The organism is Klebsiella variicola, from assembly GCF_000828055.2.
Classification (GTDB): Bacteria; Pseudomonadota; Gammaproteobacteria; order Enterobacterales; family Enterobacteriaceae; genus Klebsiella; species Klebsiella variicola.
The window spans coordinates 4,681,732-4,694,245 of sequence record NZ_CP010523.2; the positions used below are offsets into that span (position 1 = coordinate 4,681,732).

12 protein-coding genes and 1 pseudogene are annotated in these 12,514 nt (G+C 55.9%); 4 read left to right on the forward strand and 9 right to left on the reverse strand.

The features are described from left to right. Positions 1 to 31 precede the first annotated feature (31 nt). Entirely contained in the window at positions 32 to 970 is a 939-nt protein-coding gene (ribF, locus tag SP68_RS21895) for a bifunctional riboflavin kinase/FAD synthetase (RefSeq protein ID WP_040972852.1), read from the reverse strand. 7 nt (positions 971 to 977) lie between these two features. After that, positions 978 to 1,183: pseudogene (locus SP68_RS29125) on the reverse strand (DUF2575 domain-containing protein); the annotation flags it as partial. Positions 1,184 to 1,299: 116 nt separating this feature from the next. On the opposite strand from SP68_RS29125, the gene rpsT reads away from it, so the two are divergent. Then, positions 1,300 to 1,563 carry a 30S ribosomal protein S20 gene (rpsT, locus tag SP68_RS21900; protein ID WP_002887965.1) on the forward strand — a complete coding sequence of 88 codons (264 nt, stop codon included), beginning with the start codon at positions 1,300 to 1,302 and terminating at the stop codon, positions 1,561 to 1,563. 119 nt (positions 1,564 to 1,682) lie between these two features. On the opposite strand, the gene nhaR is transcribed toward rpsT, so the two are convergent. From nhaR to dnaK, 4 genes are all read right to left on the reverse strand, one after another. Then, on the reverse strand, positions 1,683 to 2,579 hold the full coding sequence (nhaR, locus tag SP68_RS21905) for a transcriptional activator NhaR (protein ID WP_008807495.1): 897 nt from the start codon (positions 2,577 to 2,579) through the stop codon (positions 1,683 to 1,685). A gap of 54 nt (positions 2,580 to 2,633) precedes the next feature. Further along, positions 2,634 to 3,809, reverse strand: a complete 1,176-nt coding sequence (gene nhaA / locus SP68_RS21910; RefSeq protein ID WP_008807496.1) for a Na+/H+ antiporter NhaA — start codon at positions 3,807 to 3,809, stop codon at positions 2,634 to 2,636. Positions 3,810 to 3,984: 175 nt separating this feature from the next. Beyond that, positions 3,985 to 5,118 carry a molecular chaperone DnaJ gene (gene dnaJ, locus SP68_RS21915; protein WP_008807497.1) on the reverse strand — a complete coding sequence of 378 codons (1,134 nt, stop codon included), beginning with the start codon at positions 5,116 to 5,118 and terminating at the stop codon, positions 3,985 to 3,987. Positions 5,119 to 5,205: 87 nt separating this feature from the next. Then, positions 5,206 to 7,122, reverse strand: a complete 1,917-nt coding sequence (dnaK, locus tag SP68_RS21920; protein WP_008807498.1) for a molecular chaperone DnaK — start codon at positions 7,120 to 7,122, stop codon at positions 5,206 to 5,208. 386 nt (positions 7,123 to 7,508) lie between these two features. Between dnaK and SP68_RS21925 the strand changes: the two genes are divergently transcribed. The 3 genes from SP68_RS21925 to satP all read left to right on the forward strand — a co-directional run bounded on the left by SP68_RS21925 (position 7,509) and on the right by satP (position 9,345). Further along, entirely contained in the window at positions 7,509 to 7,913 is a 405-nt protein-coding gene (locus tag SP68_RS21925; RefSeq protein WP_008807499.1) for a DUF2541 family protein, read from the forward strand. A 27-nt stretch (positions 7,914 to 7,940) separates the two neighbouring features. After that, positions 7,941 to 8,690 carry an acidic protein MsyB gene (gene msyB / locus SP68_RS21930; protein ID WP_008807500.1) on the forward strand — a complete coding sequence of 250 codons (750 nt, stop codon included), beginning with the start codon at positions 7,941 to 7,943 and terminating at the stop codon, positions 8,688 to 8,690. An 88-nt stretch (positions 8,691 to 8,778) separates the two neighbouring features. Beyond that, positions 8,779 to 9,345, forward strand: a complete 567-nt coding sequence (gene satP / locus SP68_RS21935) for an acetate uptake transporter (protein ID WP_012542907.1) — start codon at positions 8,779 to 8,781, stop codon at positions 9,343 to 9,345. 56 nt (positions 9,346 to 9,401) lie between these two features. Here the strand turns inward: satP and SP68_RS21940 are convergent, their stop codons facing one another. The 3 genes from SP68_RS21940 to tal all read right to left on the reverse strand — a co-directional run bounded on the left by SP68_RS21940 (position 9,402) and on the right by tal (position 12,466). Continuing rightward, positions 9,402 to 10,706, reverse strand: coding sequence for an MFS transporter (locus tag SP68_RS21940; protein ID WP_016160273.1), 1,305 nt, complete (start codon positions 10,704 to 10,706; stop codon positions 9,402 to 9,404). Positions 10,707 to 10,825: 119 nt separating this feature from the next. Further along, a complete protein-coding gene (mog, locus tag SP68_RS21945; protein WP_008807503.1) occupies positions 10,826 to 11,413 on the reverse strand; it encodes a molybdopterin adenylyltransferase in 588 nt (195 codons plus the stop codon). 99 nt (positions 11,414 to 11,512) lie between these two features. After that, complete coding sequence (gene tal, locus SP68_RS21950) at positions 11,513 to 12,466, reverse strand: transaldolase (protein ID WP_004204228.1); 954 nt, start codon at positions 12,464 to 12,466, stop codon at positions 11,513 to 11,515. Between the last annotated feature and the right edge of the window lie 48 nt (positions 12,467 to 12,514).

Sequence of the window (12,514 nt, forward strand, 5' to 3'; positions counted from 1 at the left end):
TCCGTATTTCGGTTTGATAAACACCAGCGGCTCAGGCCTGGCTGGTCAGCCCAAATAATTCGCGGGCCGTTAACTCATCACGTGCGATTTGCGCCTTCAGCTCGTCCAGCGACGCAAACCGCTGCTCGTTACGTATCTTTTTACGCAGTACTACATTGATATGGCGACCGTAGAGGTCCATTACAACGTCCAACAGATGTACTTCAAGCTGCTGACGCACGCCCGCGACCGTTGGACGGGTGCCAATATTGGCGACGCCCGCTATGGGTTTGTCGCCCAGCCCTGTCACTTCTACCGCATAGACCCCTTTAACCGGGGAAACCTGACGACGCAGCGGTAAGTTCGCCGTCGGAAAACCTATGGTACGGCCCAGTTCATCACCATGAACGACGCGTCCGGAGATGCTAAACGGATGGCCCAGCAGCGTCTCCGCCAGCAGGAGATCGTCATCCGCCAGCGCCTGACGCACCGCCGTACTGCTGATACGCACCCCACCTTCGCAGAAAGTCTGGGTGCTGGTCACGTCGAAGCCGTATTCCGCTCCGGCCTTTTGTAATAACAAGAAATCCCCCTGGCGACCAGCGCCAAAGCGGAAATCATCACCGACGGCAAGGAACTGCACACCCAGGCGGCGCACCAGCAGTTTGCTGATAAAATCCTGCGCGGTTAGCGCGGCGAACCGGCGGTCAAAGCGAACGCACAATACATAGTCGACCCCGCTTTCAGCCAGATAGCCCAGCTTTTCACGCAGGCGGGTCAACCGCGCCGGGGCTTTATCGGCGGCAAAGAGCTCCAGCGGCTGGGGTTCGAAAATCATCACCACCACCGGTAAACCGCGCTGGCGGCCCTCTTCGCGCAACCGCTGCAGCAGTGCCTGATGCCCACGATGCACGCCGTCAAAATTACCAATGGTCAGCACGCACCCGTGCGGCGCCTGACTGAGATTATGTATGCCGCGTATCAGCTTCATGTCTGGCTCAAAACAGTGAAAATCGTCCGAGTATACCTTGTACAACTGTCAACGTTAACCAGCGATTGCACCTCGGCAACGAAAGTTCTCAGGAATTCATTCACTCAGCGCGAGAAAGCGGGAAAACTGGCCGCGCCCGGCGATTTTTATGGTGGAAAAGCTGTATTCGACTGCAACAAGCTGGTAGAATCTTGCGCCATCACTACGTAATGAAGCGCTGTGGTGTTAAACGGCGCTTATTTGCACAAATCCATTGACAAAAGAAGGCTAAACGGGCATATTCCTCGGCCTTTGAATTGTCCATATAGAACACATTTGGGAGTTGGACCTTGGCTAATATCAAATCAGCTAAGAAGCGCGCCGTTCAGTCTGAAAAGGCTCGCAAGCACAACGCAAGCCGTCGCTCTATGATGCGTACTTTCATCAAGAAAGTATACGCAGCTATCGAAGCTGGCGACAAAGCTGCTGCACAGAAAGCATTTAACGAAATGCAACCAATCGTGGACCGTCAGGCTGCTAAAGGTCTGATCCACAAAAACAAAGCTGCGCGTCATAAAGCAAACCTGACTGCACAGATCAACAAACTGGCTTAATCGCCTGCTTGCTGAACTTTGTTAAAGAAACCCGCGAAAGCGGGTTTTTTTATGCCCGCCATCTTCCCCCGCTAACGCGCGCTGGCGCGGCCAGCGCCACGCCAGCCCACGCCGGCAGGCTATCGGGGTTCGGTAAACAGTGACGAGTAATCGCGATTACAGATGCGCTGAACCGCGGGATGCTGAATCATTCGCTCGGCAAAAATAGCGTGATACTCCTCCATCACGCTATCCATGCGGCCAATTTCGATAATCGATTCGTCATAGTAGAAATCATGCGCATAGAGCGTCGGCGCGACAAATATCGCATTATGCGCGGCGCCGAAGGCTTTCATGAGCGCCGCATCGTCAAATTCGCCGAGGATCTCCACCTTCAGGCCCTGCACGTTAATCCAGTTCAGCAGTTTACGCCCCAGCATCGAACGCCGACCGGGGATCAGCAGCCGCCGCTCTTCCAGACAGGCCGGAAACGGCTTCGTCGGCGCCGGATTCATGCACCAGAAGCTGACGCTGCACTCGCCAATCTTCACCGAAAATAGCCCTTCCTGCTGTGTCGAGTCGATCGGACAGTCAGAGATAATCATATCGAGCTTATGCTGGCTCAGTTGCTCCAGCAGCAGCTCATGGGTGGATTCAAAACAGCGCAGATGGATCTGCTCACTCTCAACGACGGCGGCATCCAGCACGCCGCTGACCAGCCGCTTGGATAACGCATCAGCGACGCCGACATCAAACAGCAGATTCGACTCTTTGCGGTAGTTGACGATGTCGAGCATCTCCTGGCTGAGGGTAAACATGCGGTCGGCATAGCGGAAGACCAGCTCGCCCAGCTCACTCGGCTCCAGTCCCCTTCCTTTTCGCTTAAACAACTTACCCTGCAGGCGCTCTTCCAGGGCTTTGATCTGCCCGGTAATCGTCTGCGGCGTCAGAAACAGCGCCTCCGCCGCGCCAACGACGGACCCTTCTTTATACACGTGCCAGAAGTAGTACAGATGGTTGTAGTTGATATGTGACATGCTTCTCTCCCTGATAATGTCCAGGAGAGCCACGCAGGCTCTCCTGCAGAAAGGTTATACCGCGAGGCGAGTCTCCGTCACGCGCTGACGCAGTATGAGATATCCGATGACTGCTGATAGCACTGAGCCAATCAGGATGCCAAGCTTGGCCCAGTTGATCAACGCGGGGTCGACGCTACCGAAGGCCAGAGTGGCGATGAAAATCGACATCGTAAAGCCAATCCCACACAGAATACCCACCGCCATGATCTGCTTGCAGGTGGTCCCCTCCGGCAGCGAGGCCCACTTCAGCTTCAGCGCCAGCCAGCAGAACAGGCTGATCCCCAGCGGCTTGCCGATAAACAGCCCGGCCATAATGCCCAGCGGCAGAAGCGACGTCAGTCCGGCCAGGGTGACTCCCTGCAGCGAAACGCCAGCGTTGGCGAAGGCGAACAGCGGCAGGATCATAAACGCGACCCACGGGTGCAGGACATGCTCAAGCGCTTTGGCCGGTGACTTGCCATGCTTTTCCTCGAGCGGGATCATAAAGCCGACGATCACCCCGGCAAGGGTCGCATGAACGCCAGACTTCAGCACCGCCGTCCACAGCACCGCGCCAACCAGAATATAGATCCCGGTACGCCGCACGCCGCTGAGGTTCAGGGCCACCAGCACCGCAATTGCCGCCGCCGCCACGCCCAGCGAAAGCATGGACAGGTCGTGGGTATAAAACAGCGCGATAATCACGATAGCCCCGAGGTCATCAATAATCGCCAGCGCCATCAGGAAAATCTTCAGCGCCGTCGGTACCCGGCTACCTAACAGCGCCAGCACACCGAGCGCAAAGGCAATATCCGTCGCCGCGGGGATCGCCCACCCCTCTCTGGCGACAGGATCCTGGGCGTTAAAAGCCAGATAGACCAGGGCCGGCACAATCATCCCGCCGAGCGCGGCAATCACTGGAAACACCGCCTGACGACGGCTCGCCAGCGACCCCTGAATCAGCTCACGTTTGACCTCCAGGCCAATCAGTAAAAAAAACACCGCCATCAGGGCATCATTGATCCATAACAGCATGTTTTTATTGATCTCCAGCGCCCCGACTCGCAGCTGAACTGGCGTCTCCAGGAAGGAGTGATACAGACCGCTGGTCACGCTGGTATTGGCCATCACCATCGCCAGCGCGGCGGCAATGATTAAGACAATGCCGCCGGAAGCATCGCTACTAAAGAATCGTTGCAGATGTTTCACTTTTACTTTCATCCTGTTGGTGAATAACTCGATAAAAGCATAATACACACACTGATAACTCGAAAAAATCAGATTTAAATTGCTTTAAAGTTCGTTTTTTACGAATAAAAGAGGAGGCGTAAGGCAAAAAAAGCCCGGGCAGCAAGGCCCGGGCCGGATATCAGGAAAAGCGGAATTAGCGGGTCAGGTCGTCGAAGAACTTCTTCACACCGTCGAAGAAGCTTTTCGAACGCGGGCTGTTGTTTTCCCCGGTCGGGCCGCCGAAGCTCTCCTGCAGCTCTTTCAGCAGCTGCTTCTGCTTCTCGTTCAGCCCTACCGGCGTCTCCACCACCACGCGGCACAGCAGATCGCCCTGGGCGCCGCCGCGAACGGATTTCACACCTTTGCCACGCATGCGGAACAGCTTGCCGGTCTGGGTTTCACCCGGCACTTTCAGACTGACGCGACCGTCGAGCGTCGGCACTTCAATCTCACCACCCAGCGCCGCCATCGTGAAGTTGATCGGGACTTCGCAGTACAGGTTATTACCTTCACGCTCAAAGATAGCGTGCTGCTTCACCTGGACCTGTACGTACAGATCGCCTGCCGGTGCGCCATGCTCGCCAGCTTCGCCTTCGCCCGCCAGACGGATCCGATCGCCGGTGTCCACACCTGCCGGAATTTTAACCGACAAGGTTTTCGTTTTCTCTACACGCCCATGACCATGACATTTGTTGCATGGATCTTTAATCAGCGTACCGCGTCCCTGACAGTGCGGACAGGTCTGCTGTACCGCAAAGAAGCCCTGACGCATCTGCACCTGGCCTGCGCCATGACAGGTCGGACAGGTCTGCGGCTTGCTGCCGGCCTTGGCGCCGCTGCCGTGACAGACGTCGCACTCTTCCAGCGTCGGAATACGGATCTCTTTGGTGACGCCACGCACCGCTTCTTCCAGCGTCAGCTCCATGTTGTAACGGAGATCGGCGCCGCGCGCCGCGCGCTGACGACCACGTCCGCCGCCAAAGATATCGCCGAAAACATCGCCAAAGATATCGCTGAAATCCGCACCGCCGCCAAAACCGCCGCCGCCGCCCATGCCGCCCTGTTCGAAGGCCGCGTGGCCGTACTGATCGTAGGCCGCACGCTTCTGGGCATCAGTCAGGATTTCATACGCTTCTTTGATTTCTTTAAATTTGGCTTCGGCCTCTTTATCACCCTGGTTGCGGTCCGGGTGATACTTCATGGCCAGGCGCTTGTAAGCCTTTTTGATTTCACGCTCTTCCGCTGTTTTGGAGACGCCTAAAATCTCGTAGTAATCTTGCTTTGCCATCGGTGTTTTTCAGCCCCTTAACATGCGTGCACGGGCGGAGAGGAAACCTCTTCGCCCGTGCCAGTGTTTTACCCGTTCAAAGGGCGATTATTTTTTATCTTTCACTTCTTCGAACTCAGCGTCGACAACATCGTCGTCTTTCGCGTTGCTCGCCTGAGCGTCAGCGGAACCCGCCTGCTGCTGAGCGTGCTGCTGCTGAGCAATTTCCATCAGCTTCTGAGAAGCCTGCGCCAGCGCCTGCATTTTCGCTTCGATGTCCGCTTTGTCTTCGCCTTTCAGGGAAGTTTCCAGCGCGGTCAGCGCAGATTCAATAGCGGTTTTGTCATCAGCCGGCAGTTTATCGCCTGCTTCTTCAACCTGCTTACGAGTGCTGTGCAGCAGATGGTCACCCTGGTTACGGGTCTGTACCAGCTCTTCGAACTTACGGTCAGATTCGGCGTTAGCTTCTGCTTCGCGAACCATTTTCTGAATTTCTTCTTCATTCAGACCGGAAGACGCCTTGATGGTGATCTTCTGCTCTTTACCGCTGTTTTTGTCTTTCGCGGAAACGTGCAGGATACCGTCAGCATCGATGTCGAAGGTGACTTCGATCTGCGGCATACCGCGCGGCGCCGGGTTAATACCATCCAGGTTGAACTGACCCAGTGATTTGTTATCAGACGCGCGTTTACGCTCACCCTGCAGCACATGGATGGTTACCGCAGACTGGTTGTCTTCTGCAGTAGAGAACACCTGGCTGTGCTTGGTCGGGATAGTGGTGTTTTTGTTGATAAGCGCTGTCATCACGCCGCCCATGGTTTCGATACCCAGCGACAGCGGGGTTACGTCCAGCAGCAGAACGTCTTTCACATCACCCGTCAGTACACCACCCTGAACCGCTGCGCCGATCGCCACAGCTTCATCCGGGTTAACGTCTTTACGCGGCTCTTTACCGAAGAACTCAGCGACTTTTTTCTGCACCATCGGCATACGAGTCTGACCACCAACGAGGATCACGTCGTTGATATCGGAAACGGACAGACCGGCATCCTGCAGGGCCACTTTCAGCGGCTCGATGGAACGGTTAACCAGGTCTTCTACCAGGCTTTCCAGTTTCGCGCGAGTCACTTTGATATTCATGTGTTTCGGACCGGTCGCATCTGCAGTGATATACGGCAGGTTAACGTCGGTCTGCTGAGCAGAAGACAGTTCAATCTTCGCTTTCTCAGCGGCTTCTTTCAGGCGCTGCATGGCCAGCGGGTCGTTACGCAGGTCAATGCCCTGATCTTTCTTGAACTCATCAACGAGGTAGTTGATCAGACGCGTATCGAAGTCTTCACCGCCCAGGTGGGTGTCACCGTTGGTCGCCAGTACTTCAAAGGTTTTCTCGCCGTCAACTTCGTCGATTTCGATAATAGAGATATCGAAAGTACCACCACCGAGGTCGTATACCGCGATAGTGCGGTTACCGACTTCTTTATCCAGACCGTAAGCCAGCGCGGCCGCGGTTGGTTCGTTGATGATACGTTTGACTTCCAGACCGGCGATACGGCCGGCATCTTTGGTTGCCTGACGCTGCGCATCGTTGAAGTAAGCCGGTACGGTGATAACCGCTTCAGTTACCGGTTCACCCAGGTAATCTTCAGCCGTTTTCTTCATTTTTTTCAGCACTTCAGCAGAGATCTGCGGCGGTGCAGTTTTGGTGCCTTTCACATCCAGCCATGCGTCGCCATTGTCTGCGGCCACAATTTTGTATGGCATGATAGAAACGTCACGCTGAACTTCTTCGTCCTGGAAGCGGCGGCCAATCAGGCGTTTAATCGCAAACAGGGTGTTTTGCGGGTTTGTCACTGCCTGACGTTTAGCCGGCTGACCAACCAGAGTTTCACCATCCTGGGTATAGGCAATGATAGAAGGCGTGGTGCGATCGCCTTCGGCGTTCTCCAGCACGCGTGCAGTAGTGCCATCCATAATCGCTACACAAGAGTTGGTAGTACCCAGGTCGATACCAATAATTTTACCCATCTAAACGTCTCCACTAAAAATTCGATCAACATGTGGTTGTGAACCTGTAATAAGGGCGAAACGTGCGGTTTCAACTGCCCAGACATCATTTTTTTTCAGGTTCTTCACTGCGGTTGACTACAAGATGGGGTCGCCCACCCCGGCATCAAGGGGCAAGCCTAAAAATTTTTTGCACCGTGCCCCGACCTGAGTCGTGAAAAGCGTCCCGAGCGACATTGTCAGGCGCCAAAAGAGGCAGCGAAATACATATATAAATGATGAATGTGAAAACAAAATATATTCATAATATCATTGACATAACCCGCAATACTTGCGCGCTAATGGCCCCACGCCCCTGGTGATAATATCCCTCGCCGTCGCACTTTACTTATTCAGGGGACATATTGATGAAACCACTATTCCGGATTTCCGCGGGGCTTATCCTCGGCTTATCGTTTATCACCTCGGCGGCCGCCAACGACCATAAAATCCTCGGTGTGGTAGCCATGCCGCGCAATGAAACCAACGACCTGACGCTGAAACTCCCGGTCTGTCGGGTCGTCAAACGCATTCAGCTCAGCGCCGAACGCGGCGATGTACAGCTCTCCGGGGCGACGGTCTACTTTAAGGCCAGCCGCGGCGCCAGCCATACGCTGAACGTCCCCGCCGGGATAAAAGAGGGCAGCACCTCCGGCTGGATCAACATCAATAGCGATAACGACAGCAAACGCTGTGTGAAGAAAATCGCCTTCTCCGGCCACACGGTCCACTCCTCAGATATGGCCTCATTAAAAATTATCGGCGACGACTAACCTCGTTATCCTGAGGAGGGATGATTTATGCATATTAACTATCTGGCAGATGACGATCTGGCCTTTCTTCCTGAGTGCAGCGAGGCGCATCTGGAAGCTTTTACCCGTATTCTGACCCACGGCGAAAACGGCAAACCCCGTCTCTCCAGCACGCTGCTGCGCAACGAGACCTTTTTAGCAATGGAGGGCCACCCTGAACGCTATCGCCGCAACTGGCAGCTGATTGCCGGAGAGCTACAGCATTTTGGCGGCGACAGCATCGCCAACACCCTACGCCGCCACGGCAAATTTTATCGCGCGATCCTGCTGGATGTGTGTAAACGGCTGAAGGCGAAGGTCGACAAACAGATGACGACGCCGCAGATCGAACAGCAGTTACTGGAACATTTCCTGCAGCACAGCTGGAATAAGCTGGATGCGGAGCAAAAGGCACAATTTCTTGCCGCGGTGGATTGCCGGAGCCATGAGCTGGAAAATCTGTTGCCCCATCTGCTGAGGCACCGCAAGCTAAGCGAAGGGGTCGCCCTGTTGCTGGACGAGCGCTTAACCGCCATTCTGCGCACCCATGCCGCCGTAAGCGTTATTGGTCATGGTCTGGTGCGCGGCGCCGGGCTGGGCGGGCCGCTCGGCGCCGCGCTGAACAGCGTCAAAGCGGTGAGCGGCAGCGCTTACCGGGTCACCATCCCTGCGGTCCTGCATATTGCCTGTTTACGGCAAATGATCCAGCCGCCGTCGGGCGCAACAGAAATTGGTGAAAAATACCCCGCCAGATCATAGACAGCCCTTCAGCGCCTCATTATTATGCCGCGCCCCGCCGCCAAGTCGCGGGGTAATGCTTCCCTTTTAATGATAATTTTGAGGAATTATGGGCAACACTAAGTTGGCTAATCCGGCACCGCTGGGCCTTATGGGCTTCGGCATGACCACTATTCTGCTTAACCTGGCGAATAGCGGCCTGTTCGCATTCGATGTAGCTATCCTGGCGATGGGCATTTTTTACGGCGGCATTGCGCAAATTTTTGCCGGCCTGCTTGAATACAAGAAAGGCAACACCTTTGGCTTAACCGCTTTTACCTCCTACGGCAGCTTCTGGCTGACGCTGGTGGCTATCCTCCTGATGCCGAAAATGGGTCTGGCGGAAGCGCCGAACGCGCACTTCCTCGGCATGTACCTCGGCCTGTGGGGCGTCTTTACCCTGTTTATGTTCTTTGGCACCCTGAAAGCAGCCCGCATGCTGCAGTTTGTCTTCCTGAGCCTGACCGTGTTGTTCGCGCTGCTGGCGATTGGTCATCTGGTGGATAACGAAGGCATTGTGAAAGTCGCTGGCTGGGTCGGCCTGGTTTGTGGCGCCAGCGCTATTTACCTGGCGATGGGTGAAGTGCTGAACGAGCAGTTCGGCCGCACCGTGCTGCCGATCGGCGAACCACGTTAATCGTCCGCCGCCGTCCTGTCACAGGGCGGCGGCAGGTCATCATCGGTAAACCAGACTCAACGCTGCAGTTCCCCTTCCGGCAATCCCGCCGACGCCGTCATCCCCTGACGCAGCCAGATACCTAATCCTAGCCCCATCAGCGAGAGGGCCAGCACATACCAGGCTGGCGCCATCGGCGACACGCCCATCAGCATGGTGACCGCAATCGGCGTCAGGCCGCCAAAGATCGCGTACGACAGGTTGTAGGAAAATGAGATGCCGGTGAAGCGCACTTCAGCCGGGAAGGCCCGCACCATGACATAAGGCACCGCCCCTACCACCCCGACGCAGAGCCCCACCGTGCCGTAGAGCAGAAACAGCCGCTGCGGGCTGGCGCCGGACAGGTGGTAAAATGCCCAGCTGGCAACCGCCAGCAGCAGGCTGCCGACGATGAAAGTCCGGCTGGCGCCAAAGCGATCCGCCGCCAGCCCGGCGAGCAGACAGCCGATGCACAACATAATCGTGGCGATGCTATTGGCCTGCAGGGTAATCGCCGGCGCGAAGCCATAGTGTTTCTGCAGCCAGACCGGCGACATCAGGATCACCACCACCACGCCTGCCGACAGCAGCCAGGTCAGCAGCATAGAGATCACCACCGCCTTCTGGTGCTTCAGCGCTACTGCTTTTACCGGCAGCTCCTGCGCCAGCGCTTTACGCTGCTGCATCTCAAGAAAAATCGGCGTCTCCTGCAGCCAGCGACGCAGATACATCGCAATCAGACCAAATACACCGCCCAGCAGGAAGGGGATCCGCCAGCCGCCGTCGTGGATCCCCTGCGGCGTCAGGCTGGTGTTGATAAGCGTCGCCACCACCGACCCCAACAGAATGCCAACCGTCAGGCCGGCCGTCAGCGTACCGCAGGCGATACCAATGCGTTTTTCCGGGACATGCTCGGCGACAAACACCCAGGCGCCAGGAACTTCCCCGCCGATCGCCGCCCCCTGCAGAATACGCATCAGCAGTAACAGCAACGGCGCGACGATGCCCACCGAGCTATAGGTTGGCAGCAGGCCAATCGCCAGGGTCGGCAGCGCCATCAGCAGGATGCTGAGGGTGAACATTTTCTTGCGTCCCACCAGATCGCCAAAGTGGGCCATGATGATCCCCCCCAGCGGGCGCGCCAGATAACCGGCGGCGAAAATGCCAAAGGTTTGTACCTGACGGAGCCATTCGGGAATATCTGCGGGAAAGAAGAGCTCACCGACGACGGCGGCAAAGAAAACGAAAATGATAAAGTCATAAAACTCCAGCGCGCCGCCCAGGGCGGCCAGCGTCAGCGTTTTATAATCCTGGCGGTTTAGCGGTCGGTTTGCATATGACATAACGCGATTTCATCCTGAGGTGTGCAGCGTGATTTATAGCGTGTAAAGCAAACAGCACTATATCGTAAATAAAACGGCACACCATCAGCGATGCAGGTTATGTCACAAATGCATTAAATTCAGGATAAAGTTTCGCGCCTGGCGCTCTTAGGACGAAATGCTTCTACCACACGGCCATCGGTTTCCACATAAGGCCCCTCCAGCAACTGTACACAATAAGGTACACTTGCAAAAATACCGTGCACCAGTACCTTGCCGTCAGCATCTTTTACCCCTTCCAGGGTCTCCTGAATCGCTTTCGGTTGTCCGGGAAGGTTGAGGATCAACGCCTGCTTGCGGATCACCCCGACCTGCCGGGAAAGGATAGCCGTCGGCACAAAGTGTAGGCTAACCTGGCGCATTTGCTCGCCGAAGCCCGGCATCTCGCGATCGGCAATCGCCAGCGTTGCGTCAGGCGTCACATCGCGACGCGCAGGGCCGGTTCCGCCGGTGGTCAGCACCAGATGGCACCCCATCTCGTCAACCAGTTCGCACAGCGTTTGCTCAATGATCACCTGCTCATCCGGAATCAGGCGGGTTTGCAGTTCGAAAGGGGTGGTGAGGGCACGCGCCAGCCACTCTTCCAGTGCCGGGATGCCTTTATCCTGATAGACGCCGCTGGAGGCGCGATCGGAGATGGAAACTAAGCCGATTCGTAAGGTATTCATGGTTATTCCGTTCAAACTGTGGCGTTAAACGAAATGATACACTGCCGGAGGCGGGACAGACAGTGTAATGTGGCCGACGGGCGTCGGCCACCTGCGGGATTACAGCAGTTCGCCGATCATTTTTTCCAGTTTTTCCTGGTCGATCGCAAACTTACGGATACCTTCCGCCAGTTTGTCTACCGCCATCGGATCCTGGTTATGCTGCCACAGGAACTCAGATTCGGTAATACGTTCCGGACGCGCTTTCACTTCGCCGGTATAAACCAGTTTGCGCTCAACGGCGCCTTCGCTTTCAGACAGCTCTTTCAGCAGCGCCGGGGCGATGGTCAGGCGGTCACAGCCGGCCAGTTCCAGGATTTCGCCAACATTACGGAAGCTGGCGCCCATCACCACGGTTTCATAGCCGTGCTGCTTGTAGTATTCGTAGATTTCGCTGACGGAAACCACGCCCGGATCTTCTGCCGGCGCGTACTCTTTCTTGTCGGTGTTGGCTTTGTACCAGTCGAGGATACGGCCAACAAACGGCGAAATCAGGAAGACGCCCGCTTCGGCGCAAGCGCGAGCCTGAGCGAAGGAGAACAGCAGCGTCAGGTTACAGTTGATGCCTTCTTTTTCCAGCTGTTCAGCGGCGCGAATGCCCTGCCAGGTGGAAGCCAGCTTGATAAGAATACGATCGTTGCTGATGCCCGCGTCGTTATACAGCTTGATGATACGCTTGGCTTTCGCGATAGACGCTTCAGTATCATAGGAGAGGCGTGCATCCACTTCAGTGGAAATACGGCCCGGGATCAGTTTCAGGATTTCGAGACCGATGTTCACCGCCAGCTTGTCGGAAGCATCGAGGATCTGCTGCGCGCGATCGCTGCTCTGGCTACGTGCCCAGGCCACAGCGTCATCAATCAGCTTACGGTACTCAGGGATCTGAGCCGCGCCGAGAATCAGGGAAGGGTTGGTGGTGGCATCCTGAGGCTGATACAGCTTCATTGCCGCAATATCTCCGGTGTCAGCGACGACAGTGGTGTACTGACGCAGAGAAGTTAATTTATCCGTCATGATATATTTCTCTTAAACAGCAGTTAAGGGGATGTAACCGGTCTGCCC